The 23,180-nt window shown below is 63.6% G+C and carries 25 protein-coding genes and 1 pseudogene; 6 read left to right on the top strand and 20 right to left on the bottom strand.

Annotation, left to right across the window (positions count from 1 at the left end; translation table 11 throughout):
• Window positions 1-143 precede the first annotated feature (143 nt).
• From AC1Z32_RS14770 to AC1Z32_RS14735, 8 genes and pseudogenes are all read right to left on the bottom strand, one after another.
• Complete coding sequence (locus AC1Z32_RS14770; protein WP_483479350.1) at window positions 144-1,001, bottom strand: cytochrome c oxidase subunit 3; 858 nt, start codon at window positions 999-1,001, stop codon at window positions 144-146.
• 83 nt (window positions 1,002-1,084) lie between these two features.
• Complete coding sequence (locus AC1Z32_RS14765; protein ID WP_483481635.1) at window positions 1,085-1,288, bottom strand: DUF2970 domain-containing protein; 204 nt, start codon at window positions 1,286-1,288, stop codon at window positions 1,085-1,087.
• A 5-nt stretch (window positions 1,289-1,293) separates the two neighbouring features.
• Window positions 1,294-1,866, bottom strand: a complete 573-nt coding sequence (locus AC1Z32_RS14760; protein ID WP_483479349.1) for a cytochrome c oxidase assembly protein — start codon at window positions 1,864-1,866, stop codon at window positions 1,294-1,296.
• A 9-nt stretch (window positions 1,867-1,875) separates the two neighbouring features.
• On the bottom strand, window positions 1,876-2,016 hold the full coding sequence (locus AC1Z32_RS14755) for a cytochrome oxidase small assembly protein (RefSeq protein ID WP_483479348.1): 141 nt from the start codon (window positions 2,014-2,016) through the stop codon (window positions 1,876-1,878).
• A 65-nt stretch (window positions 2,017-2,081) separates the two neighbouring features.
• A complete protein-coding gene (gene ctaD / locus AC1Z32_RS14750) occupies window positions 2,082-3,692 on the bottom strand; it encodes a cytochrome c oxidase subunit I (protein WP_062606580.1) in 1,611 nt (536 codons plus the stop codon).
• 95 nt (window positions 3,693-3,787) lie between these two features.
• Window positions 3,788-5,377 carry a cytochrome c oxidase subunit II gene (gene coxB / locus AC1Z32_RS14745; RefSeq protein ID WP_483479347.1) on the bottom strand — a complete coding sequence of 530 codons (1,590 nt, stop codon included), beginning with the start codon at window positions 5,375-5,377 and terminating at the stop codon, window positions 3,788-3,790.
• Between the two features lie 45 nt (window positions 5,378-5,422).
• On the bottom strand, window positions 5,423-5,896 hold the full coding sequence (locus tag AC1Z32_RS14740; protein WP_483481634.1) for a DUF2244 domain-containing protein: 474 nt from the start codon (window positions 5,894-5,896) through the stop codon (window positions 5,423-5,425).
• Between the two features lie 232 nt (window positions 5,897-6,128).
• A pseudogene (locus AC1Z32_RS14735) lies at window positions 6,129-7,107 on the bottom strand (methyltransferase domain-containing protein).
• A 149-nt stretch (window positions 7,108-7,256) separates the two neighbouring features.
• On the opposite strand from AC1Z32_RS14735, the gene AC1Z32_RS14730 reads away from it, so the two are divergent.
• Complete coding sequence (locus tag AC1Z32_RS14730; RefSeq protein ID WP_483481633.1) at window positions 7,257-8,042, top strand: ComF family protein; 786 nt, start codon at window positions 7,257-7,259, stop codon at window positions 8,040-8,042.
• Window positions 8,043-8,064: 22 nt separating this feature from the next.
• Window positions 8,065-8,535, top strand: a complete 471-nt coding sequence (gene trmL / locus AC1Z32_RS14725; RefSeq protein ID WP_483479346.1) for a tRNA (uridine(34)/cytosine(34)/5-carboxymethylaminomethyluridine(34)-2'-O)-methyltransferase TrmL — start codon at window positions 8,065-8,067, stop codon at window positions 8,533-8,535.
• Here the strand turns inward: trmL and AC1Z32_RS14720 are convergent.
• The 5 genes from AC1Z32_RS14720 to AC1Z32_RS14700 all read right to left on the bottom strand — a co-directional run bounded on the left by AC1Z32_RS14720 (window position 8,532) and on the right by AC1Z32_RS14700 (window position 11,339).
• Entirely contained in the window at window positions 8,532-9,047 is a 516-nt protein-coding gene (locus AC1Z32_RS14720; protein WP_483479345.1) for an O-acetyl-ADP-ribose deacetylase, read from the bottom strand. The genes trmL and AC1Z32_RS14720 overlap by 4 nt on opposite strands.
• Window positions 9,048-9,087: 40 nt before the next feature.
• On the bottom strand, window positions 9,088-10,086 hold the full coding sequence (locus AC1Z32_RS14715) for an NAD(P)H-dependent glycerol-3-phosphate dehydrogenase (RefSeq protein ID WP_483479344.1): 999 nt from the start codon (window positions 10,084-10,086) through the stop codon (window positions 9,088-9,090).
• 30 nt (window positions 10,087-10,116) lie between these two features.
• Window positions 10,117-10,587 (bottom strand): protein-export chaperone SecB, encoded by a 471-nt coding sequence (secB, locus tag AC1Z32_RS14710; protein WP_483479343.1) that lies wholly within the window; start codon window positions 10,585-10,587, stop codon window positions 10,117-10,119.
• A gap of 69 nt (window positions 10,588-10,656) precedes the next feature.
• Complete coding sequence (gene grxC / locus AC1Z32_RS14705) at window positions 10,657-10,917, bottom strand: glutaredoxin 3 (protein WP_483479342.1); 261 nt, start codon at window positions 10,915-10,917, stop codon at window positions 10,657-10,659.
• Window positions 10,914-11,339: a rhodanese-like domain-containing protein gene (locus AC1Z32_RS14700; protein ID WP_483479341.1), complete on the bottom strand. Its 426-nt coding sequence runs from the start codon at window positions 11,337-11,339 to the stop codon at window positions 10,914-10,916. Before AC1Z32_RS14700 ends, grxC begins: the two co-directional genes overlap by 4 nt.
• Window positions 11,340-11,523: 184 nt before the next feature.
• On the opposite strand from AC1Z32_RS14700, the gene gpmA reads away from it, so the two are divergent.
• From gpmA to AC1Z32_RS14685, 3 genes are all read left to right on the top strand, one after another.
• On the top strand, window positions 11,524-12,270 hold the full coding sequence (gene gpmA, locus AC1Z32_RS14695) for a 2,3-diphosphoglycerate-dependent phosphoglycerate mutase (protein ID WP_483479340.1): 747 nt from the start codon (window positions 11,524-11,526) through the stop codon (window positions 12,268-12,270).
• A gap of 269 nt (window positions 12,271-12,539) precedes the next feature.
• On the top strand, window positions 12,540-14,126 hold the full coding sequence (locus AC1Z32_RS14690) for a S41 family peptidase (protein WP_483479339.1): 1,587 nt from the start codon (window positions 12,540-12,542) through the stop codon (window positions 14,124-14,126).
• 102 nt (window positions 14,127-14,228) lie between these two features.
• Window positions 14,229-14,987 (top strand): HesA/MoeB/ThiF family protein, encoded by a 759-nt coding sequence (locus AC1Z32_RS14685; RefSeq protein ID WP_483479338.1) that lies wholly within the window; start codon window positions 14,229-14,231, stop codon window positions 14,985-14,987.
• Between the two features lies 1 nt (window position 14,988).
• Here the strand turns inward: AC1Z32_RS14685 and ptsP are convergent, their stop codons facing one another.
• From ptsP to AC1Z32_RS14650, 7 genes are all read right to left on the bottom strand, one after another.
• Window positions 14,989-16,749 carry a phosphoenolpyruvate--protein phosphotransferase gene (ptsP, locus tag AC1Z32_RS14680; protein WP_483479337.1) on the bottom strand — a complete coding sequence of 587 codons (1,761 nt, stop codon included), beginning with the start codon at window positions 16,747-16,749 and terminating at the stop codon, window positions 14,989-14,991.
• A 217-nt stretch (window positions 16,750-16,966) separates the two neighbouring features.
• Window positions 16,967-17,236, bottom strand: a complete 270-nt coding sequence (locus AC1Z32_RS14675) for an HPr family phosphocarrier protein (RefSeq protein ID WP_086966002.1) — start codon at window positions 17,234-17,236, stop codon at window positions 16,967-16,969.
• A 36-nt stretch (window positions 17,237-17,272) separates the two neighbouring features.
• Window positions 17,273-17,761: a PTS sugar transporter subunit IIA gene (locus tag AC1Z32_RS14670; protein WP_061165597.1), complete on the bottom strand. Its 489-nt coding sequence runs from the start codon at window positions 17,759-17,761 to the stop codon at window positions 17,273-17,275.
• 274 nt (window positions 17,762-18,035) lie between these two features.
• Window positions 18,036-18,992 carry a glutathione synthase gene (gshB, locus tag AC1Z32_RS14665; RefSeq protein ID WP_483479336.1) on the bottom strand — a complete coding sequence of 319 codons (957 nt, stop codon included), beginning with the start codon at window positions 18,990-18,992 and terminating at the stop codon, window positions 18,036-18,038.
• A 63-nt stretch (window positions 18,993-19,055) separates the two neighbouring features.
• The gene (gshA, locus tag AC1Z32_RS14660) at window positions 19,056-20,345 is read right to left on the bottom strand and encodes a glutamate--cysteine ligase (protein ID WP_483479335.1); all 1,290 of its coding nucleotides are present in this window, start codon (window positions 20,343-20,345) and stop codon (window positions 19,056-19,058) included.
• 278 nt (window positions 20,346-20,623) lie between these two features.
• The gene (locus AC1Z32_RS14655; protein ID WP_483479334.1) at window positions 20,624-22,090 is read right to left on the bottom strand and encodes an ammonium transporter; all 1,467 of its coding nucleotides are present in this window, start codon (window positions 22,088-22,090) and stop codon (window positions 20,624-20,626) included.
• 31 nt (window positions 22,091-22,121) lie between these two features.
• Window positions 22,122-22,460, bottom strand: coding sequence for a P-II family nitrogen regulator (locus AC1Z32_RS14650; RefSeq protein ID WP_014190273.1), 339 nt, complete (start codon window positions 22,458-22,460; stop codon window positions 22,122-22,124).
• A 444-nt stretch (window positions 22,461-22,904) separates the two neighbouring features.
• Between AC1Z32_RS14650 and AC1Z32_RS14645 the strand changes: the two genes are divergently transcribed.
• Window positions 22,905-23,168 (top strand): accessory factor UbiK family protein, encoded by a 264-nt coding sequence (locus AC1Z32_RS14645; RefSeq protein WP_483479333.1) that lies wholly within the window; start codon window positions 22,905-22,907, stop codon window positions 23,166-23,168.
• Window positions 23,169-23,180 lie beyond the last annotated feature (12 nt).

The raw sequence follows: 23,180 nt of genomic DNA, 5'->3' as shown, positions 1-23,180 counted from the left end.
GAAAACCGTCCCTCGAAACGACAACGCCGCCCCTGGAAACATCGAGGGCGGCGTGTTGATCACTGCTTCTTTGCTCTCGGACCGGCGTCGCCGCCGGTCTTGCATCGCGGACGACGCCTCGGCCGCCCGCTTGCGTTTGTTGCTTACAGCCAGTAGACGACGACGTACAGACCCAGCCACACCACGTCGACGAAGTGCCAGTACCACGCGGCGCCCTCGAACGCGAAGTGGTGATCCGCGGTGAAGTGCCCGCGTATCAGGCGAACCATCACGACGGCCAGCATCGTGCCGCCCAGGAACACGTGGAAGCCGTGGAAGCCGGTCAGCAGGAAGAACGTCGAGCCGTACACGCCGGAAGCGAGGGTGAGGTTCAGTTCGTTGTACGCGTGGAAATACTCGTAGCCCTGGCAGAACAGGAAGATGATGCCGAGGAGCACGGTCGCGCCCAGCCAGATGATCGCCTTCTTGCGATGATCTTCACGCAGCGCGTGGTGCGCCACCGTCAGCGTCGCGCCGGACGAGAGCAGCAGCGCCGTGTTGATGGTCGGCAGGGGCCACGGCACCATCGCGCGGAAATGCGGCACGAGCGCGGCGGGACCGTTGTTCGGCCAAACAGCGGTGAAGTCCGGCCAGATCAGCTTGTAGTCGAGGCTGCCGAGCTGGTGCATGGCGATGGCGCGCGCGTAAAACAGCGCGCCGAAGAATGCACCGAAGAACATCACTTCGGAGAAGATGAACCAGCTCATGCTCCAGCGGTACGACACATCGACGCGCTTGCCGTACATGCCGCCTTCGGATTCGGAGATCGCGTCGCCGAACCAGTGCCACAGCACGAACAGCACGAACAGGAGGCCGATGAACGTGCCGGCCGGCCCGAAGCTATGGCCGTTCACCCACGACGCCAGCGAAGCCAGCATGACCAGCAGGCCGGTTGCAGCCATCACCGGATGCCGCGACGGATGCGGCACGAAATAGTACGGGCTCTCGTTTTGACCGCTCATTGTTGATTCTCCACTTCGATCCAGTTGCTTGAATTTTCTTTTGACGCCGCGCGTTCGACCCTCGACTCGCCCGGCGTTTCCGTCTATCCCACTACCGCGCGCACGACCAGCAGCAACACCACGATGAACAGCACCGCGCCGATGACGCCCGCCGCGATCAGATGCAGCGGGTTCAGCTGCGCCGCATCGCTTTCCAGGTCCGCGCGGCGGCGCACGCCGAAAAACGACCAGAACACCGCCTTCAGGAGCTTCAGGAAACCGCCCTTGTTCGACGTGTCCGCGTTCATGGCCGTCATGATCCCTTCGCCACCGACTTCGGCGCGTTCAATTCGAAGAACGTGTACGACAGCGTGATCGTCTTCACATCCTTCGGCAGCTTCGGGTCGACGACGAACACCACCGGCATGCGCTTGGTTTCGTTCGGCGCAAGCGTCTGCTGGGTAAAACAGAAGCATTCGATCTTCTTGAAGTACTCGGTGGCCTGCTTCGGCGCGTAGCTCGGGATCGCCTGCGCGTTCACCGTGCGATTCTGCTCGTTGGTCACGTCGTACATCACCGTCATCACTTCGCCGGGGTGAATATCCAGCGTGTTCTGCTCCGGCTTGAACTGGAGCGGGCCGCGCGCGTTCGCATCGAATTCGATCGAAATCGTGCGGCTCATGTCGACCTGCGTGTTCTTCGCCTCGCGCGCGCCGACATCGCGCTGCACGAGGTTGTTGATGCCGGTGATCTGGCAGATCGCACGGTACATCGGCACGAGCGCAAAGCCGAAGCCGAACATAAGCGCGGCCACGACGAAGAGCTTCACCAGCATCGACCGGTTGAACGACCGGTCGACATGCGAATTTTCCTGCTGAGTGGACACTTGTCTTTCCTACCCTCGCGACAAAAGGTATTGCCTGACGACGATACCCAGAAAGAAGACGGCGGCAATCAACACCATGATGATTCCGAGCCGCTTGTTGCCCGCGCGGATTTCCTCGGACGTGCGTCTTTTTTGTGGATTCGGGGCCATGCTTTGTCTGTGATGCGGGGCTGCGAGGCTTCGGCTTCCGAAGCCTCGCAGCGCCATCGAACTAATTACTCAACCGTCGGCGGATTTTCGAACGTATGGAACGGCGCCGGGCTCGGCACGGTCCATTCGAGGCCTTCCGCGCCATCCCACGGCTTGTCGCCGGCCTTCTCGAGCTCGCCGCCGCCGCGATAGGCCGGCAGCGCGACCGCGAACAGGAAGTACACCTGCGAGAGGCCGAAGCCGAACGCGCCGATCGTCGCGATCTGGTTGAAGTCGGTGAACTGCGCCGGGTAGTCCGCATAACGGCGCGGCATGCCCGCGAGACCCAGGAAGTGCATCGGGAAGAACGTGACGTTGAAGGTGATCATCGACGCCCAGAAGTGGATCTTCCCGCGCATTTCGTTGTACATCCAGCCGGTCCACTTCGGCGACCAGTAGTACCAGCCCGCGAACAGCGCGAAGAGCGAGCCCGCCACCAGCACGTAGTGGAAGTGCGCCACCACGTAGTACGTGCCGTGCATCTGGATGTCGAGCGGCGCCATCGAGAGGATCAGGCCCGTGAAGCCGCCCATCGTGAACACGAACAGGAAGCCGATCGCGAAGAGCATCGGGGTTTCGAACGTCAGCGCGCCGCGCCACATCGTCGCCACCCAGTTGAACACCTTCACGCCAGTAGGCACCGCGATCAGCATGGTCGCGTACATGAAGAACAGCTGGCCCGTCACCGGCATGCCGGTCGCGAACATGTGGTGCGCCCACACCATGAAGGACAGAATCGCGATCGATGCGGTTGCGTACACCATCGAGCTATAGCCGAACAGCGGCTTGCGCGAGAACGCCGGAATCACCTGCGACACGATCCCGAACGCCGGCAAGATCATGATGTACACCTCGGGGTGACCGAAGAACCAGAAGATGTGCTGGTACATGACCGGATCGCCGCCGCCCGCCGCGTTGAAGAACGACGTGCCGAAGTGACGGTCGAACAGCACCATCGTGATCGCGCCCGCCAGAACCGGCATCACGGCGATCAGCAGGTACGCGGTAATGAGCCACGTCCATGCGAACATCGGCATCTTCATGAGCGTCATGCCAGGCGCGCGCATGTTCAGAATCGTCACGACGATGTTGATGCCGCCCATGATCGACGACGCACCCATGATGTGGACCGCGAAGATCGCGAAGTCCATGCCCGGGCCCATCTGCGTGGAAAGCGGCGCGTAGAGCGTCCAGCCCGCGGCGGTTGCGCCGCCCGGCACGAAGAACGAGCCGACGAGCAGCACAGCTGCGACCGGCAGTAGCCAGAAGCTGAAGTTGTTCATCCGCGCGAACGCCATGTCCGATGCGCCGATCTGCAGCGGCACCATCCAGTTCGCGAAACCGACGAAGGCCGGCATGATCGCGCCGAACACCATGATGAGGCCGTGCATGGTGGTCAGCTGATTGAAGAACTCGGGGCGCATGATCTGCAGGCCCGGCTCGAACAGCTCGGCACGGATGCCGAGCGCCATCACGCCTCCGGAGAGGAACATGATGAAGGAGAACAACAGGTACAGCGTACCGATGTCCTTGTGGTTGGTGGCGAAGAGCCACCGGCGCCAGCCATGCGGCGTCTCGTGCGCATGGTCGTGCGCGTGGTCGTGACCTGCGCCTACATCGTGTCCGATGCTAGACATGACAATCATCTCCTAAAGCGAATACTCGGGGCACTTGGCAATGACGCGTGGCTTTCCGTTGCTATCGAGGCGAAGGAAAGCGCACGCCAGGCACGTCAAGCAGCCGGACTGATTTCAACGCGGCGGGCTTCCTTGTTGTCGGCGCCGCCCGTGATGGATTCCGGTTTCTTCAACACGATGCGGTCTTCCGACACGCCCGCGGCCTTCAACGCGTCGCGAACCGCTTGCGCGCGCTTCTTGGCGAGCTCGGCGTTCAGGTCGGCGCCGCCGGTCGCATCCGTGAAGCCTGACAGCGCGAGCTTCGCGTCCGGATGCGCCTTCGCGTAGGCCGCTGCTGCGTCCACCGCGGTTTTCGCGTCGGCGGGCAGCGTGTCCTTGCCCGTCTCGAAATAGATGCTGGCGGGCAGGCCGGCCGCTTGCGGCGCGCTCGCTTCCGCTGCGCCGGGCGCGGCGCTCGCTGCCTCGGGCGCCGATGCCGCCGCCTTCTGGCCGCCGCCTTCGGGCATCTTGCCCGCTTTGGCGTCGATCACCTGCTTCGGTTGCAGCAGGTCGCCGGTGTGGTTGCTCCAGTTGTTACGTTCGAACGTGACGACCGATGCGACCTCGACATCGTTCAGCACGCCCTGCCACGGCGGCATCGCGCCCTTGCCGTGCAGCACGATGTTCAGATGCTCGGCGATCGAGCCGTTCGCGATCTTCGAGCCGTCGATGGCCGGGAACTGGCCCGCGCCCTTGCCGGTCGGCTGGTGGCAGACCGCGCAGTTCGACGTGTAGACCTGCTGGCCACGCGCCATCAGTTCGTCCTTCGTGTATGTCTTGAGGGGATCGTCGGCGCCTGCGGCCATCTTCTTCTTTTGCGCGTCGACCCACTTCGCGTAGTCGTCAGCCGACAGCACTTCGACGACCACCGGCATGTACGCGTGCTCCTTGCCGCACAGTTCCGTACAGAAGCCGCGATACGTGCCGACCTTCTCCGCCTTGAACCAGGTATCGCGCACGAAGCCCGGAATCGCGTCCTGCTTCACGCCGAACGCCGGGATGTACCACGAGTGCACGACGTCGTTCGCCGTGGTGATGACGCGGATCTTCTTGTCGACGGGCACGACGAGCGGGTTGTCGACTTCCTGGAGATACAGGTTGGAGATCGGCTTCTGGCCGTTCACTTCGCTACGCGGCGTGGAGAGCGTCGACAGGAAGCTGATGCCTTCGCCCGGCCCCTTCACGTAGTCGTAGCCCCACTTCCACTGATAGCCGGTGACCTTGACGGTGAGGTCGGCGTTGGACGTGTCCTTCATCGCGACGACGGCCTTGGTGGCCGGCAGCGCCATCAGAATGACGATGATGAACGGCACGATCGTCCAGATGATTTCGACCGTGGTGCTTTCGTGGAAGTTGGCCGGCTTGAAGCCCTTCGACTTGCGATGCTTGAAGAGCGAATAGAACATCACCCCGAACACGCCGATGAAAATGACGGTACAGATGATGAGCATGAAGATATGGAGGCCGTAGAGCTCCTCGGCGATCTTCGTCACAGGCTGCTGGAAGTTGATCTCGTTCACACGAGGACCGCCAGGACTGTCGGTGACCGCCAGGGCTACGCCGGCGTTGAGCAGTGCGCCTGCCGCCAGCACGCCCGAGAGGGCTCGCTTGATTGTTTTCATAGCATCCTTACCCAAATTTTCCATTCAAACCCTCGACCCCCCGTTACATCGCGCGGCTGCCGGCTCCTCTCAAAGACGTCTCAGCGACGCCTGTAACTCGGCTGCGAATTGCTCCCGGCGATGCTGTGCAAGGTGTTGTCCGATTTTCACCGATTGACCGCGCGATACGATCGTGAGCGGCTCTCTCGGCGTCGCGCCCGCTTCGACCCGCACCCAGCGCGGGTTGAATTCGAACTGCGTCAGCACTTCGGCGTTCATCTGTTCGATCAACAACCGGTTTTGATACAGCCGGATTCGTTCGTAGTCGACGGCATGGCGCGCATAAATCACGAACGCGATGCCCACGACCGCCAACTCGACTCCGGTGAACGGCAGCACCAGCCAGGCGCCGTTCAGAAACAGCGGCGTTGCGATTGCCAGCGAAAACAGCGCAAGCGACAGATAGAAGCCCATGAACTGACGCGGCGAGACCGAACAGTTTCGCTTCATCAGCCAGTCCTTGATGACCGGCTCGGACTCCGTCAGCGTATGGCTGGCCTGCATCGCTGCCTCCATCAATCCGCACGCAATCACATACATTTGCTCGGATTTCGCCCAAATTTGTGTCAGTCCGGGCGACAAACTGACGCATTATAGGCGTCTTAAACGGCATCCACAAGCAAGGGTCGTAACCTCGCAAAGCCAAGCGCCACAAGCTTCTGCGCCTTTTTGACGCACCTTTTTGCGCGCTTTTTCCACGCAAATTTCAGACATAACGGGCGCCCTCTTTACCGCGTCATCGTTTCGGTTTGGAGCCTCGTCCGATATCTTCCAGCCGCACGATGCCGTGCCCTTCGGCCGTGGTGCGCGGCACCGCCTTCCATGCGTGGCCGTAGATCACTTCGAACGTCAGCGGAATCGTGCCGTCCTCGCGGCGCAAGGCTTCGAGCGCGCCGTGCACCGCGCTGCGCAAGGCTTTCTGGTCCGCGCGGCCCGCCTCGAACGCGCGCCCGAACGGATACGCGCCCCAGCGCGTCACGTCGGCGAACAGCGATTCGGGCGATTTGTATGTGATGGTGAGAACTTCCTGATCCATCACCGGAATTTCGAAGCCGCTTTCCACCAGCATGTCGCCGAGATCGTGCATGTCGACGAAATCGATCGCGTGCGGCGCGGGCGCGAGCCCGAGCGTGCGCTCGGCTTCGCGGTACGCGGCTCTGAGCTCGCGCAAGGTATCGGGGCCGAACGTGCTGAACATCAGAAGCCCGTTTACCTTTCAGCACGCGCTGCCATTCAGGGAAAACGAGGTCGGGACGCGCATGCCAGTGCAACGCGAGGTTCGACCACAGCAATTCGAACGCGCCCGATGCGAACGGCAGCGCGGAAAAATCCGCCTGCGCGAGTTGCGGGCCGCGTGCGCCGAACGCCTTCGCGAGCGTCGACGGAAGAAAACGGCGCCAGCCCACGCCGTCAGCGTCCGCGGATTCGGCGGCGCGGGCGCGCGCGAGCATCGCGGACGAGATATCGACGCCGGTCACCGACGCCTCGGCAAAGCGCTCCCGCAGACCGCCCAAGTCGGCCCCGGCGCCGCACGCCGCATCGAGGACGCGCACCGGCGCGACCTTGATGTATTCGAGCCGCTCGCGCATGCGCCCGGCGATTTCGCGCGGGAGGAACGCGACTTCGTCGAAGGCGGCGGCGCGTTCGTCGAAGATCTCGCGCAAACGGCGCGGATCATAGGCCGGACGGCTAGTTTTAGGGGATGTCGGCGACATGGCGATCTTTTTGCGAAGAGTGCGAAGTATACTCGGTCGTCTTGAAAACAACCCATGCGAAGTGCTGATACGAGGCATAAACGCGTCGTGAGGCGCAACAAGTGCGTATGTTTAGCGCTTCGAGCCGTCAGTTTCCCGATCCCGCCGTCATGAAAGCCGACAGCATTCGTTTTCCGTTCCGAACACCCGTGGCCGCGCGCGTTCGCGGATTCGCGGCGGCGGCAAAACACCTCGCCGCGTCCGCGCTGCCGGGCCAGTGCGCGTTATGCGGCAATTTGTCGCAAGGACTGCTGTGCGACGGCTGCGATGCGCAGTACTGGAACGAACCGCGCCTGCGCTGCGCCACGTGCGCGCTGCCGCTGGCCGCGTCGTACCTGAGACGCGATCGCGACGACACGCGCGCCCACTGCGCCGGCTGCCTCGAATCGCCGCCCGCTTTCAACGATACACTCGCGCTCGCCGACTATCGCGCGCCGCTCGATGCGCTCGCCGTCGAGCTGAAGTTTCGCGCGCGGCTCGCGGCGGGCGAAGCATTCGCGCGGCATTTGCATGCGCTGTTCGAGGACAGCGATCTGCCCGCGCCCGACCTGATCGTGCCGGTGCCGCTTTCTCGCGCGCGGCTTATCGCGCGCGGCTACAACCAGGCGTGGGTCATCGCGCGCCCGCTCGCGCGGCTGATGCGTGTGCGCAGCGATGCATCGATCGTCGCGCGGGTGCGGCATACGTCGGCGCAATCGCGGCTCGATCAGGAAACGCGCCGCCGCAACGTCGCGAGCGCTTTCGCCGTATCGGGCGATGTGCGCGGCAGGCATATCGGCGTCGTCGATGACGTGATGACCTCTGGCGCGACCCTCGACGCCCTCGCCCGCACGCTCAAGCTTGCCGGCGCGCGCCGCGTCACCAACTTCGTGGCGCTGCGTACGCCGAAAGATTAATCCCCTTTTTTACAAGCAATCCATGTTCAACGTCGTACTCGTCGAACCCGAAATTCCGCCGAACACAGGCAACGTGATCCGCCTTTGCGCGAACACGGGCGCGCGGCTGCATCTGATCGAGCCGCTCGGCTTTCCGCTCGACGATGCGAAGATGCGCCGCGCCGGCCTCGACTATCACGAGTACGCCGAAATGAACGTGCATGCGAACTGGAATGCCTTCATCGCGAAGGAAGCGCCGGATACCACGCGGATGTTCGCCTTCACGACGCGCGGCTCGACGCCTTTCTTCGATCACGCGTTCAAACCCGGCGACTGGTTCGTGTTCGGCGCCGAGACGCGCGGCCTCGCGCCCGAACTGCTGGAGCGCTTTCCGACCGAACAGCGCGTGCGCCTGCCGATGCGGCCGGGCAATCGCAGCCTGAATCTGTCCAATACGGTGGCGATCGTGACGTTCGAGGCGTGGCGGCAGACCGGCTTCGAAGGCGGCGCTTAAGGTTTGATCGCGTCGAGCTCGGAGCGATAGAGCGCGAGCATGTCGTCCTGAAAGCACGCAAAGATGACGTGCTTCAGGGCCGGCGTGGAAGGCAAGGTTTCGATGACCGTGCGCACGGCGATCTGCACGGCCTGCTCGGGCGGAAAGTGATAGATGCCGCAACTGATCGCGGGGAACGCGATCGACTCGCAGCGCGCTTCGTCGGCGAGTTCGAGCGAGCGCCGATAACAACTCGCGAGCAATTCAGGCTCGTTCTTCGTGCCGCCGCTCCAGCGCGGACCGACCGCGTGAATCACGTGCTTCGCCGGAAGGCCGTAGCCGCCGGTGATCTTCGCATCGCCGGTTTCGCAGCCGCCGAGCGCCTCGCACTCGCGCAGCAGTGCTTTGCCCGCCTTGCGATGGATCGCGCCGTCGACGCCACCGCCGCCGAGCAGCGATTTGTTCGCCGCATTGACGACAGCGTCGACGTTCAGCGTGGTGATGTCGACGACCTGAGCTTCGAGCTGAACCATCGCACACCTCCGATTCGGCCACGCGGATTCGACGATGCGGCTACTCGGCCTTCGAGTCGCGGCTGAGCAGCGCGTGCACGGCATCGCGCGGCGCCACGTTATCGAAGAGCACGCGGCATACCGCCTGCGTGATCGGCATCTCGATGCCGTGCGTTTGCGCGATGCCGAGCACGGCGCGCGCGCAACGCACCCCCTCCGCGACATGCCCGAGCGCCGCGAGAATCTCGTCGAGCGTGCGCCCCGTCGCGAGCTGCTTGCCGACGGTGCGGTTGCGCGACAGATCGCCCGTTGCGGTAAGGATGAGGTCGCCCAGACCGGTGAGGCCGGTGAACGTCTCGGCGCGGCCGCCGAGCGCGACGCCCAGACGCGACATCTCCGCGAGCCCCCGCGTGATCAGCGCCGCACGCGCGTTCAGGCCGAGGCCGAGGCCGTCGGAGATGCCTGTCGCGATGGCGAGCACGTTTTTCACCGCACCGCCCACTTCGACGCCGATCACGTCGTCGCCGGTATAGATGCGCATCGCGCCGTGATGGAACGCGGCGACCGTGCGCGCGGCCAGTTCCGCCGACGCGCTCGCCACCGTCAGCGCGACCGGCAAGCCCTGCCCCACTTCGCGCGCGAAGCTCGGGCCGGACAGCGTGCCGTTGCTGCGATGCTCGGGCAGTTCGGCCGCGACGACTTCATTGGGCAGGCATTGCGTGTCGGCCTCGAAGCCCTTGCAAAGCCAGACGATATGCGCCGGCACGATGCCGGACTGCCGCATCGAACGGCACAGCGCGCGCAAGCCGGCGACGGGCGTAGCCACGACACACAGCGCGTCGTCCGCCGCCGCGTGCGCGAGCGCCGCGTCGAAATCCGCCTCGAATTGAAGCGCATGCGGCAAGGTCACGCCTTCGAGATAGCGCGTGTTTTCGTGCGTGCGGGAAAGAGATTCGATGAGCGCGGCGTCGCGCGCCCAGAGCTTCGTGTCGTGCCGGGTCGCGAGGTGGCCCGCAAGTGCGGTGCCCCACGCGCCGGCGCCGAGAACGGCTGCTTTCATGCTCGGCTCCGGTCGGCAGAGTCAGAGAGGTTAGTGCGTCGCGCCGTTGCCCGCGCCTTCCTGCGCGCCCGCGAGCTGGGACACACGTTGCTCGTACAGCGCCTGGAAGTTGATTTCCGCGAGGTGGATCGGCGGGAAACCGGCGCGCGTGATCGCGTCGGCGATGTTCGAGCGCAGATACGGGAACAGGATGGTCGGGCACGCGATGCCGACGAGCGGATCGATCTGCTCAGCCGGAATGTTGCGGATATCGAAAATGCCAGCCTGCTTCGCTTCGATCAGGAACGCGACCTTGCTTGCGACCTTCGCCGTGACGGTGCCCGTGACCAGCACTTCGAAGACGCTTTCGGCGAGGCGGTCGGCCTTCACGTCGACTTCGACTTCCACCGACGGCATGTCCTGCTCGAGGAAGATGGCGGGCGAATTCGGCTGCTCGAGCGACATGTCCTTCAGGTAGATGCGCTGGATGTTGAAGAATGGCTGGTTGTTTTCGTCGGACATGGTAATTCCCTAGGTAAATCGATATGCGCCGCGCGTATTCGGATTGAATCGCGCGCCGCGCGTGTGCCTTCAGGCGGTTTCGAGCAGCGGCACGAGGCCGCCCTTGCGGTCGAGTGCGGACAGATCGTCGTAGCCGCCGACATGCGTATCGCCGATATACACCTGCGGCACGGTGCGCCGGCCCGTGCGCGTCATCATTTCCTCGCGCCGGCCCGGTTCACGGTCGATCAGGATCTTCTCGATCGCTTCGACCCCGCGGGACTTTAAAAGACGTTCGGCCATCTGGCAATACGGGCACACGACGGTGCTGTACATCACGACTTTCTTCACTTGACTGCTCCTTGTTTCACCACCGGCATGCCGGCTTTTTGCCAGGCGTCCACTCCGCCTTGCAAAACGTGGACCTCGGCATAACCCGCCTCGGACACGGTGCGGCTAGCACGCTGCGATTCTTGACCAGTTTGGCAAACCAGCACGACTGGATTGCTCTTATTCTTCGCGATCTGGCCAATTTTTGCTTGGAGCTCCGTCAGTTCGACATTGCGCGCCGACGGCAGATGTCCCTTCGCGAATTCCGCGGCAGGCCGCAGATCCACGACCACGGCGTTGCGGCGGTTGATGAGCGTGGTGGCCTCGGCAGCGGAAATTCCGCCGCGCCCGCGCCGCGTGATGGCGGGCCACAGGAGCAGCGCGCCGGAAACGAGCGCGATGACGATGAGTGCGATGTTCTGGTATTCAGTGAAAAACTTCACGTCGAGGGCCGCCGAAATGTAGAAGGAAAGGAAGAAAGGGAAATGAGGGCAATCGGGGCATTATAAAATAACCGTTTCCCGCGATGGCCTCCGCCGTCCGGCCGATGGCGGCGCCCCGCGCGCGCAGGCAGGATGACGGGGACGCGATCGGCGCACCCGCTTTTTCAACTGACCGACCGAAATCATGTACAAGCTAGTGCTCATCCGCCACGGCGAATCGACGTGGAACAAGGAAAACCGCTTCACCGGCTGGGTCGATGTCGACCTGACCGAACAGGGCAACCGCGAGGCGCGCCAGGCCGGCGTGTTGCTGAAGGAAGCCGGCTACAAGTTCGATATCGCCTACACGTCGGTGCTGAAGCGCGCGATCCGCACGCTGTGGCACGTGCAGGACGAAATGGACCAGATGTATATCCCGGTCGTGCATTCGTGGCGCCTGAACGAGCGTCACTACGGCGCGCTCGCGGGCCTGAACAAGGCCGAGACCGCGAAAAAGTACGGCGACGACCAGGTGCTCGTCTGGCGCCGCAGCTACGACACGCCGCCGCCCGCGCTCGAGCCGGGCGACGAGCGCGCGTCGTACAACGATCCGCGCTACGCGAAGGTGCCGCGTGAGCAGTTGCCGCTCACCGAGTGCCTGAAAGACACCGTCGCGCGCGTGCTGCCCGTCTGGAACGAATCGATCGCGCCGGCCATCAAGTCGGGCAAGCAGGTCGTGATCTCCGCGCATGGCAATTCGATCCGCGCGCTCGTGAAGTACCTGGACAATATTTCCGATGAAGACATCGTCGGGCTGAACATCCCGAACGGCGTGCCGCTCGTGTACGAGCTCGATGAAAACCTGAAGCCCATCAAGCACTACTATCTGGGCGATCCGGAAGCCATCGCGGCGGCTCAGGCCGCTGTCGCCAAGCAGGGCAAGGCGGGCTGATGTCCCCGCGCGGGCCGGGCGGTATCCGGTCCGCGAAGCGTTGATTTGCCTGACGAGGGCGCCGGACGAGGCGCCCTCGCCGCATGTGACGCGCGGCTGACGGCCCTCCGGCAGCATCGACAGAAACGCATTGAAACGTGCGCAAGCCTACGCTCAGAGGGATTGAAACCTCAGGCATTTAAGTTGCGTTTAAGTCGTCAATCAAGGTGAGAAGGTATACTGGCCCGTCACCTACGATGCAGCCCATTCGATTCCGACCGCACTCCTCTATGCGAAAGAACCTGAAAAACTTCGGCCTGATCGCCGTCGGCGTTACTGCCGGCGCTCTGGCAACCTTGCAGATTTCCGCATCCGCACAGCAAGCCGCATCAACGCCTCTGCCGCTGGAACAATTGCGGCTGTTCGCCGAAGTCTTCGGGCAAATCAAGCACGAATACGTCGAACCGGTCGACGATAAAAAGCTCCTCACCGCCGCCATCAAGGGCATGGTGTCGAGCCTCGATCCGCACTCGTCCTACCTCGACAAGACCGATTACGAAGAACTGCAGGAACAGACCAAGGGCCGTTTCGCGGGCCTCGGCATCGAAATTTCATCGGAAGACGGGCTCATCAAGGTCATCTCGCCGATCGAAGACACGCCCGCGTTCCGCGCCGGCATTCGTCCGGGCGACCTCATCACGCGCATCAACGACAAGCCGGTGCGCGGCATGACGCTCGATAAAGCCGTGAAGCAGATGCGCGGCGAGCCGGGCACGAAGGTCACGCTCACGATCTTCCGCAAGAGCGACGACCGCACCTTCCCGCTCACCGTCACGCGCGCCGTGATCCGTGTGCAGTCGGTGAAGATGAAAGTGCCGGAGCCGGGTTACGGCTACATCCGCATCACGAGCTTCCAGGAGCGCACGGTGCCGGATCTCGCCGCGAAGCTTCAGGATCTCGCGCGCCAGCAGCCGAACCTGAAGGGCCTCGTGCTCGACCTGCGCAACAACGGCGGCGGCCTCTTGCAGAGCGCGGTCGGCGTCGCGGGCGCGTTCCTGCCGGATAACGCGGTCGTCGTGTCGACCAACGGACAGATCGCGGACGCGAAGCAGACTTTCCGCGACACCTACGACAACTACCGCCTGCCGTCCTTCGATTCCGATCCGCTGAAGAGCGTGCCGGAGATCTTCAAGAAGGTGCCGATGGTCGTGCTGACCAACGCGTACTCGGCCTCCGCCTCGGAGATCGTCGCGGGCGCGCTGCAGGATCATCATCGCGCGCTGATCGTCGGCAAGACCACGTTCGGCAAGGGCTCGGTGCAAACTGTCCGCCCGATGACCGCCGACACCGCGCTGCGCCTGACGACGGCCTACTACTACACGCCGAGCGGCAAATCGATCCAGAACCAGGGCGTGCGCCCGGACGTGCCGGTCGATCAATACGCGGACGGCGATCCGGACGACGCGCTCGTCACGCGCGAAGTGGACTACTCGAACCACCTCGCGAACACGCAGGATCCGAACGAGAAGAAGGAACAGGAGCAGCGCGAGCAGGACCGCCTCGAGCAACTGCGCATTCTGGAAGAGCAGAACGACAAGAAGACGCCCGAGCAGCGCCGCAAGGACCGCGAGCGCAAGCCTGTCGAATTCGGCAGCTCGGAAGACTTCATGCTCCAGCAGGGTCTGAACAAGCTCGAAGGCAAGCAGGTCGTCGAGTCGAAGTCCTACAGCGAGCGCAAGCTCGCGCAGAACAAGCCGCCGCGCTCGGCATCGGCTCCGGTCGTCGCACCTCCGGCGCTGCCGGCCACGCCGGGCTCGTCGCCGGCGTCGGGCGCGCAGCCGGCTTCGTCGCCGACCGCGCAGCAGCAATCCAAATAATCGCCATGTAGTCCTGCAAAGGCTTCGCAGCATAACGCTGCGAAGCCTTTTCTCTTTTGCGCGCTTAGAATGCTTCGTTCGAGCAAGCCGATTCTTTCCGCGATGAACGACGATCAACTCCTTCGCTATTCCCGCCATATCCTCGTCGATGAAATCGGCATCGAGGCGCAGCAGCGCTTTCTCGATGCCCACGCGATCATCGTCGGCGCGGGCGGTCTCGGCGCGCCCGCCGCCATGTATCTCGCGGCGGCGGGCGTCGGAAAGATCACGCTGGTCGACGCCGATACCGTCGATCTCACGAACCTCCAGCGGCAGATCGTGCACATGACGAGATCGGTCGGCGCGCTCAAGGTGGAATCGGCGCGTGAGACGTTGAACGCGCTGAATCCGGATATCGAAATCATCGCCGTGAACACGCGCGCCGATGCCGGATGGCTCGACACCAACGTGCCCGGAAAATCCGTCGTGCTCGATTGCAGCGACAACTTCGCGACCCGCCACGCGATCAACGCGGCGTGCGTTGCGCATGGTGTGCCGCTCGTGTCCGGCGCGGCCTTGCGCTTCGACGGCCAGATCAGCACGTTCGATTTCCGCGCGCCGGACTCGCCCTGCTATGCGTGCGTGTTTCCGCCGGATCAGCCCTTCGAGGAAGTCGCGTGCGCGACGATGGGCGTGTTCGCGCCGACCGTCGGCATCATCGGGGCGATGCAGGCGGCGGAGGCGCTACGCGTGATCGGCGGCTTCGGCGAGACGCTCGCGGGCCGCCTGATGATGCTCGACTCGCTGCGCATGGAATGGAACACGATGAAGATCGCGCGGCAGCCGGATTGCCCGGTCTGCGGCGCGCGTCATGTGAGCTGACTCAGATCTTCTGCAAGGCCGTGAGCGCGGCCTGCAACTCGGCGGGCTCGTAAGCGGCGAGCACGTCGGCGACGGGCTTTTCGAAAGCCTTCAAATTCGAGCGCAGGATTTCCTGCTTCACGACGAGCAACTGGCTCGGATGCATCGAGAACTCGGTGAGCCCGAGCCCGAGCAACAGGCGCGTGACGGCAGGATCGCCCGCCATTTCCCCGCACACCGAAACCGGCACGCCCGCGCGCTTTGCCTCACGCAGCGTGAACGCGATCAGGTTCAGCACCGCCGGATGCAGCGGATCGTACAGATGCGCGACGGCGTTATCCGCGCGATCGATCGCGAGCGTGTACTGGATCAGGTCGTTCGTGCCGATCGAGAGAAAGTCGAGCCGGCTCAGGAACAGCCGCACTGCGATAGCCGCGGCGGGAATCTCGATCATCGCGCCGACCTGAATCTGGCGGTCGTACGCCACGCCTTCCTCGTCCAGCTGACGCTTCGCCTCGCGGATCAGATCGAGCGTCTGATCGATTTCCTGCGCATGCGCGAGCATCGGAATCAGGATCTTGGTCGGGCCGAACGCGGACGCGCGCAGGATCGCGCGCAACTGCGTGATGAACATCTGCGGCTCGGACAGGCTCCAGCGGATCGCGCGCAGACCGAGCGCGGGATTCGGCGCGGTCTCGTAGCCGTCGCCGCCGCCCATCGAATCGAGCGGCTTGTCGGCGCCTACGTCGATTGTGCGGATCGTCACAGGCTTGCCGTTCATCAGCTCGACGGCGCGCTTGTACGCCTCGAACTGCTCCTCTTCCTCCGGCAACTGGTCCTTGTGATTCATGAAGAGGAATTCGGTGCGGAACAGGCCGACGCCCATCGCGCCCGCTTCGACCGCGACTTGCGCGTCTTCCGGCAGCTCGATGTTCGCGCACAGCTCGATCTTCGTGCCGCAGAGCGTTTGCGTCGGCGAAAACTTGAGGCGCTGGAGCTTGCGCTGTTCCAGCACTTTCTCGCTTTGCCGGTACGAATACTCTTCGAGCACGATCGGCGCCGGATCCACGATCACGATGCCATGATCGCCGTCGACGATGATGAGATCGTTCTGGCGAATCAGCACGCTCGCCTGCTGCACGCCGACCGAGGCCGGAATGCCGAGACTGCGCGCGACGATCGCCGTGTGCGACGTGCGCCCGCCGAGATCGGTGACGAAGCCCTTGAAGGCCTGCGTCTTGAACTGCAGCATGTCGGCGGGCGCGATATCGTGCGCCACGACGATCATCTCGTTGTGGCCGTTGCTCGCGGCCGTGTGCACGACGAGCGACGCGGCGGTGGGCGCGCCCGCGAGCGCCTTCAGCAGACGCTCGACGACCTGCTCGACGTCCGCCTTGCGCTCGCGCAGGTATTCGTCCTCGATCTCGTCGAAATAGCCACCGAGGATTTCCAGCTGTTCGGTAAGCGCCCACTCGACGTTATAGCGGCGCGTGCGGATGAGATCGATGGTTTCCTGCACGAGCATGGCATCGTTCAGGATCATCGTATGGACATTGATGAACGCGCCCATTTCGCTGGGCGCGTCGGCGGCGAGGTCGTCCCGCAGTGCTTCGAGTTCGGCGAGGACGCCCGCCTGCGCCGCGTGAAACCGGGCGATTTCCGCGTCGATCTGATCGGGTTCGATCAGATAATGGTCTACGTCGAGCGCTGCCGGCGCGATCAGGTAAGCGCGCCCAATGGCGATGCCGCGTGAGACGGGAATTCCATGCAGCGTGAAAGACACGCGCACCTCCTCTAATTTTGATTGTCGCGGCCGCTCAAGCCCCCTCGGCGGGCGCAAACCGCGCGTCCATTATAAATTCGAATGTCGTGGTAAGTCCCTGAACACACGGAGGCATAAGGGCCGGCACGGTTGCGCCGAATCAAGCCATTTCACCGCGCGGATATGAAAAAGCCGCGTCGATGCGCGGCTTTTCAGTGAATCCGAAACGGCGAAGCGCTTACTGCCCTTCCCCGAATTTGTCGGCGATCAGGGCGAGAATTGCCTGCATCGCTTCGGTTTCGTCGGCGCCTTCGGTTTCGATCGTCACCGTGCTGCCGATGCCCGCCGCCAGCATCATCACCCCCATGATGCTTTTCGCGTTGATCCGGCGGCCGTTGCGGCTCATCCAGATCTCGCATTGAAAGTTGCCCGCCAGTTGTGTGAGCTTGGCCGAAGCGCGTGCGTGGAGCCCCAGCTTGTTCACGATTGTTGTTTCTTGTTGCAGCATGATGCTCCGAAGCGCAAGTTGAATGAGATAGCGGCGTCAGTGACTCGCGGCCTTGGCGCTGACGAGATCGGCGCTCGCCGAGCATGCCGGATCGGGCGAGCCGGCGGCTTTTGTCGCGAGCGCGCACGGGTTGAGCGGCGTGGACGAATCCAGTTCCTGGATGCCCTTCGAGCCGCCTTGCAGAATTTTTTCGGTGAGCGTGTCGAGCGGCGTCGCGCGGTAACAGACGGCGCGCACCAGCATCGGCAGATTGCAGCCCGCGAGCACGCGCACATCGGTGTCATGCAGGCTCGCCGCGATATTCGCGGGCGTGGCGCCGAACACGTCGGTCAAAACGATCGCGCCGTTCTCTTCCTTCAGACGATCGATTTCCGAGCGCGCGAACGCGCGGACTTCGACCGGATCGCAGTCGGGCATTACGTCGATGACGCCGATGCGCGCCGGCAGACCGCCGTAGATATGAGCCACGCACTCGCGTAGCGCGGTGGCGAAAGGTGCGTGCGCGATGATCAGGATGCCAGCCATGTCAGGATATTGTCCTAGCGACAAAAATCAGACGAAAACGTTAGAGTTCGCTCGAAAGCGCGCGAGCGGCGCGGAACCCACTCTAAGGTGGGCGCCGGACAGGCGGAAATCAACCGCCTTCCAACTCCATTACCCCTAGCCTGCGCTCCGATGCTTAACCCTGCTTTAAGACGCGATTGCGCCCCAAATGCGCAGGCATTGGGAAATCAATTCTATCAGTCCCGCCGAGGTGAGTTTGGCGGGATGCGCGGCCGCGCCCCGTTCGTCGGCAGACTCAGTGGACCGCGCGCTCGAGGGCGTCGATGAACATGCCCGCGACGTCGAAGCCGGTCTGATCCATGATTTCGCGGAAACAGGTGGGGCTCGTGACGTTGACTTCGGTGAGATAGTCGCCGATCGCATCCAGCCCGGCGAGCAACAGACCGCGCGCCTGCAGCACCGGCCCGAGCGTCTCGGCGATTTCACGATCGCGCGCCGACAGCGGCTGCGCGCGGCCGAGGCCGCCCGCCGCGAGGTTGCCGCGCACTTCGCTGCCCTGCGGAATGCGCGCGAGCGAATACGGCACGGGCTGGCCGCCGATCACGAGAATGCGCTTGTCGCCATCCTTGATCTCGGGGATGAACTTCTGCGCCATCACCGTGCGCGCGCCGTCTTCCGAAAGCATCTCGACGATGGAGCCGAGGTTCATGCCGTCCTCCTTCACGCGGAACACGCCCATGCCGCCCATGCCGTCGAGCGGCTTGAGGATGACGTCGCCGTGCTCGGCGTGGAACGCGCGCAGGCGCGCGGCGTCGCGCGTGACGAGCGTTGGCGTGACGAACTGCGGCCATTCCGCGATGGCGAGCTTCTCCGAATGATCGCGAATCGCCTGCGGCTTGTTGAAGACGCGCGCGCCGTTGCGCTCGGCGATCTCCAGCAGCCAGGTGGCGTTCACATACTCCAGATCGAACGGCGGGTCCTTGCGCATCAGCACGGCATCGAAATGCGTGAGCGGCAGATGCTCCGCCTGCTCGGCCGCGTACCACGGCCAGCGATCGCTGTTCGCCTCGTCGCCGACGATCGCGATGCGCCTCACGCCCGCCTCGACGTTGCTGCCCGTCCACGCGAGATGATGCGGCTCGCTCGCGTAGAGCACGTGACCGCGCCGCGCGGCTTCCGCCATCATCGCGTAGGTCGTGTCCTTGTAGATCTTGAAGCGATCGAGCGGGTCGGCGATAAAGAGGATGTTCATGAGAATTCGCTAGTTCGGTGCGCGGCCTGCGAGCTTACCGCAACCCGCTGCTTCTCACCGTGTTCACACCTGAATGGCTTCCGGATCGGTCTTTTCGAGTTCGACCGATGCGGCCAGCAGCCCGAGCCGCGCGACCACGCCATACATGTAGAAGCGGTTCGGCGGCGCCGCGCCGGGTTTCGCATGCGTGTCCGGCAGCGCGGTGTGCTCGAAGCCGAGCGGCACGAAATGCATGCCGGGCGCGTTGAGGTTCTGATCGCGCTCGCGCGACTCGTGCACGCGATAGAAACCGCCGACCACGTACCGGTCGATCATATACACCACCGGCTCCGCGACCGCATTCTCGACGCGCTCGAAGGTATGCACGCCTTCCTGCACGATGACATCGTGGACTTGCAGGCCTTCCTTCGCGTCGTTCATCTTCGTGCGCTCGCGCTTGGTCAGCGCGGCGACCTCGCTCGCGTCGTGCACGGTCATCACGCCCTTGCCGTAGGTGCCGGCGTCCGCCTTGATGACGACATACGGGCGCTCGCTGATGCCGTACTCGCGATATTTCTTCGCGATCTTCTTGAGCACGCCGTCGATGGCTTCTGCGAGCGCTTCCTCGCCGGTGCGGGCTTCATAGTCGACGCCTTCGACATGCGCGAAGTACGGATTCACCATCCACGGATCGATCTCGACGAGCTTCGAGAATTTCTTCGCGACATCGTCGTAGCAGGAGAAGTGCGTCGACTTGCGGCGCACCGCCCAGCCCGCGTGCAGCGGCGGCAGCAGATACTGCTCGTGCAGATTTTCCAGCACGGGCGGAATGCCGGCGGAAAGATCGTTGTTGAGCAGGATCGAGCAGGGATCGAAATTCTTGAGTCCGAGACGCCGCGGCGTGCGCTCGAGCGGTTCCAGCACGATCTTTTGTCCATCCGCGAGCGCGATGGTCACCGGCCCGTGGATGTTCTCGTCGAGCGTGCCGAAGCGGATGTTCAGCCCCGCCTGGCGCATGATCAGCGCGAGCCGCGCGACGTTCTCGAGATAGAACGCGTTGCGCGTATGGCGCTCCGGAATGACGAGCAGATTCTTCGCGTCCGGACAGATTTTCTCGATGGACGCCATCGCGGCCTGCACCGCGAGCGGCAGCACTTCCTGCGGCAGATTGTTGAAGCCGCCGGGGAAGAGATTGGTATCGACAGGCGCAAGCTTGAACCCTGCGTTGCGCAGATCGACGGAACAGTAAAACGGTGGCGTGTGCTCTTGCCATTCAAGCCGGAACCACCGCTCGATGGACGGCATGGCCTCGAGAATTTTCCGCTCGAGGTCGAGCAGCGGGCCACTTAACGCCGTAACAAGGTGCGGAACCATGTATTACTCGCGAACAGGAGAGGAAAGATTGTAGAGCAATTGCTTTGCCTAATTGGGTATGAACCGCCAATTGACAAGGTTTCCCGGCCTTGCGGCACGGCCTTTCCGCGAGTTTCTCCCTATCGGTCCGATAAATGTCGCGCCGCGCTGAACGAAACCGCTACGGCAATCCATCAGCCAAAAAAATGCCCGCCTCGAAGGCGGGCAAAGTCGCTGCGCTCGTTCTGTCGCGCGCGAACCGGAGCGCCTCTCGCGGCGCCCCGGCTGCGGCGTGAAACTTATTCGACGTGCTCGCCGTGCAGCGTGACGTCGAGACCTTCGCGCTCCTGTTCTTCCGTGACGCGCAGGCCCATGGTCATGTCGATGATCTTGAGCAGGATGAAGCTCACCACGCCGCTGTAGATCAGCGTGACGGCCACGCCTTTCGCCTGCACGAGCAGGCTGCCGTCGAAGCCGCCGATATCCTTCACCGCGAACACGCCCGTCAAGAGCGCGCCGATGATCCCGCCCACGCCGTGCACGCCGAACGCGTCGAGCGAGTCGTCGTAGTTGAACTTGTGCTTGAGCCACGTCGCCGACCAGAAGCAGACCACGCCCGCGACGATGCCGATCACGATCGCGCCCGTCACGCCGACGAAGCCCGAAGCCGGCGTCACCGCCACCAGACCGGCCACTGCGCCCGAAATGATGCCGAGGACCGACGGCTTGCCCTTCGTGATCCACTCCGCGAACATCCAGCCGAACGCGGCGAACGCGGTGGCGATCTGCGTCGTGAGCATCGCGAAGCCGGCGCGGCCGTCAGCCGCCACCGCCGAACCCGCGTTGAAGCCGAACCAGCCCACCCACAGCATCGAGGCGCCGATCAGCGAGAGCACGAGGTTGTGCGGCGCCATCACTTCGCGGCCATAGCCGACGCGCTTGCCGAGCACGAGACAGCACATCAGGCCCGCGATACCGGCGTTGATGTGAACCACCGTGCCGCCCGCGAAGTCGAGCACGCCCGCCGATGCCAGCCAGCCGGTCGGTTCCCAGACCATGTGCGCGACCGGCGAGTAGACGATCAGCGACCACAGCGTCATGAACACGAGCATCGCCGAGAACTTCATGCGGTCCGCGAACGCGCCGGTAATGAGCGCCGGCGTGATGATCGCGAAAGTCAGCTGGAACGCGAAGTAGACCGATTCCGGAATCGTCGAGGCGAGGTGGCTCACGGTGAGCGTCGTCGCCTTGTCGCCCTTGATGTAGGCCATGCCGTGCAGGAACACGCGCGAGAAGCCGCCGATGAACGAGTTGCCCGGCGTGAACGAGATGCTGTAGCCGACCACCGTCCACAGGATCGTCACGAGACAGCAGATCGCGAAACTCTGCATCGCCGTGGCGAGCACGTTCTTCTTGCGAACCATGCCCGCGTAGAAAAGCGCGAGGCCGGGAACCGTCATGAACAGCACGAGCGCGACGGAGGTGAGCATCCACGCGGTGTCGCCAGCGGCGATCTTCGACGAATCGACCATGAACGGCTCGGTCGGCGCGGCGGGCGCGGCCTCCGATGCGCCCGATGCCGCCGCCGCGGCTTCAGCCGACGACGCCGTCGCCGTGTTGGCGGAAGCCGGTGCACTTGCGGCGGTGTCGGACGACGCGGGTGCCGAGGCAGCGGCCGGCGCGGACGCATCCTGGGCGAGAGCGGTGCCGACATTGGCGCCGATCAGCGCGCCCGCCACCAACAGTGACATCAAAAAGTTACGCATTCTTCTGGTTCCTCTTATCGCCTGTTTCTTGTTAGAGCGCGTCGGCGCCGGTCTCGCCGGTGCGGATGCGAATGACCTGCTCGATCGCGGTGACGAAGATCTTTCCGTCGCCGATCTTTCCCGTGCGCGCGGCGCGTTCGACGGCTTCGATCGCCTGATCGACGATGTCGTCCGAGACGGCCGCCTCGATCTTCACTTTCGGCAGGAAATCGACGACATACTCCGCGCCCCGATAAAGCTCGGTGTGCCCCTTCTGTCGGCCGAAGCCTTTCACCTCGGTCACGGTGATGCCCGAGACGCCGATGGCCGACAGCGCTTCGCGCGCTTCGTCCAGCTTGAACGGCTTGATGATTGCGGTAATGAGCTTCATGTATCCCTCACTGTGGTGTGCTGATCCTTCGATGCCTTCTGAAGCGGGATGCGCTGGGTGTTACCGCCACGTCCGCCCTGCCGGGCCGCTCAGAGACGCGTGCAGAAAAGGTCGCGCCAGTTATGCAACTCGTGTGCCATGCGAGTATTCATGCGGGTTTGCGCGATTTAGGGAAACCCGCGTCCGAGGGGTCGGCCAAACGGCCAACGTGCGCCGGGCGTGCTGGCGCCGGGGTGGGTTCGTTGCTAGAGTGGTCTCGAGGTCCCGCAAAAAGGGGCATGGGCGGAAAACGCGAGGGCGCGGCAGCGCTAAAATCGCGGCGCCTCAAAGGTGCTTCGAGGTGGGCAGGCATTCATGGCTGCGCGCACCAACTTCGAACATTCGATAAATCGGGGCACTGACCTAACAATGAATGCACTTTTTTTGTGCAAGAAGGGAGAAACGATGAAGCAGCCCAACGACGTTTTCAACGATCTACAGCAGAAGATGAGCGACCTCTTCAAGAACTCGCCCGCGAAAGACGTCGAACGGAACATGAAGGCGATGTTGTCGCAGGGCTTTTCGAAGCTCGATCTCGTCACGCGCGAGGAATTCGACACGCAGACCCAGGTGCTCGTACGCACGCGCGCCCGTCTGGAAGAACTCGAAAAGCGCGTCGCGCAACTGGAGCAGCGCCTCGCGGGAGGCAGCACCAGCGCACAGGACTAAGCGCCCGAAGCG

Source organism: Caballeronia sp. 11_S32, assembly GCF_056930355.1.
Note: the sequence above shows the minus strand (reverse complement) of the source record. Positions and strands in the feature narration are given on the sequence as shown.

Bases quoted from the DNA above. Each gene is read 5' to 3' on its own strand.
- AC1Z32_RS14770 (WP_483479350.1), bottom strand. From the start codon at position 1,001: ATGAGCGGTCAAAACGAGAGCCCGTACTATTTCGTGCCGCATCCGTCG.
- AC1Z32_RS14765 (WP_483481635.1), bottom strand. From the start codon at position 1,288: ATGAACGCGGACACGTCGAACAAGGGCGGTTTCCTGAAGCTCCTGAAG.
- AC1Z32_RS14755 (WP_483479348.1), bottom strand. From the start codon at position 2,016: ATGGCCCCGAATCCACAAAAAAGACGCACGTCCGAGGAAATCCGCGCG.
- ctaD (WP_062606580.1), bottom strand. From the start codon at position 3,692: ATGTCTAGCATCGGACACGATGTAGGCGCAGGTCACGACCACGCGCAC.
- coxB (WP_483479347.1), bottom strand. From the start codon at position 5,377: ATGGAAAATTTGGGTAAGGATGCTATGAAAACAATCAAGCGAGCCCTC.
- AC1Z32_RS14740 (WP_483481634.1), bottom strand. From the start codon at position 5,896: ATGCAGGCCAGCCATACGCTGACGGAGTCCGAGCCGGTCATCAAGGAC.
- AC1Z32_RS14730 (WP_483481633.1), top strand. From the start codon at position 7,257: ATGAAAGCCGACAGCATTCGTTTTCCGTTCCGAACACCCGTGGCCGCG.
- trmL (WP_483479346.1), top strand. From the start codon at position 8,065: ATGTTCAACGTCGTACTCGTCGAACCCGAAATTCCGCCGAACACAGGC.
- AC1Z32_RS14720 (WP_483479345.1), bottom strand. From the start codon at position 9,047: ATGGTTCAGCTCGAAGCTCAGGTCGTCGACATCACCACGCTGAACGTC.
- AC1Z32_RS14715 (WP_483479344.1), bottom strand. From the start codon at position 10,086: ATGAAAGCAGCCGTTCTCGGCGCCGGCGCGTGGGGCACCGCACTTGCG.
- secB (WP_483479343.1), bottom strand. From the start codon at position 10,587: ATGTCCGACGAAAACAACCAGCCATTCTTCAACATCCAGCGCATCTAC.
- gpmA (WP_483479340.1), top strand. From the start codon at position 11,524: ATGTACAAGCTAGTGCTCATCCGCCACGGCGAATCGACGTGGAACAAG.
- AC1Z32_RS14690 (WP_483479339.1), top strand. From the start codon at position 12,540: ATGCGAAAGAACCTGAAAAACTTCGGCCTGATCGCCGTCGGCGTTACT.
- AC1Z32_RS14685 (WP_483479338.1), top strand. From the start codon at position 14,229: ATGAACGACGATCAACTCCTTCGCTATTCCCGCCATATCCTCGTCGAT.
- AC1Z32_RS14675 (WP_086966002.1), bottom strand. From the start codon at position 17,236: ATGCTGCAACAAGAAACAACAATCGTGAACAAGCTGGGGCTCCACGCA.
- AC1Z32_RS14670 (WP_061165597.1), bottom strand. From the start codon at position 17,761: ATGGCTGGCATCCTGATCATCGCGCACGCACCTTTCGCCACCGCGCTA.
- gshB (WP_483479336.1), bottom strand. From the start codon at position 18,992: ATGAACATCCTCTTTATCGCCGACCCGCTCGATCGCTTCAAGATCTAC.
- gshA (WP_483479335.1), bottom strand. From the start codon at position 20,345: ATGGTTCCGCACCTTGTTACGGCGTTAAGTGGCCCGCTGCTCGACCTC.
- AC1Z32_RS14655 (WP_483479334.1), bottom strand. From the start codon at position 22,090: ATGCGTAACTTTTTGATGTCACTGTTGGTGGCGGGCGCGCTGATCGGC.
- AC1Z32_RS14650 (WP_014190273.1), bottom strand. From the start codon at position 22,460: ATGAAGCTCATTACCGCAATCATCAAGCCGTTCAAGCTGGACGAAGCG.
- AC1Z32_RS14645 (WP_483479333.1), top strand. From the start codon at position 22,905: ATGAAGCAGCCCAACGACGTTTTCAACGATCTACAGCAGAAGATGAGC.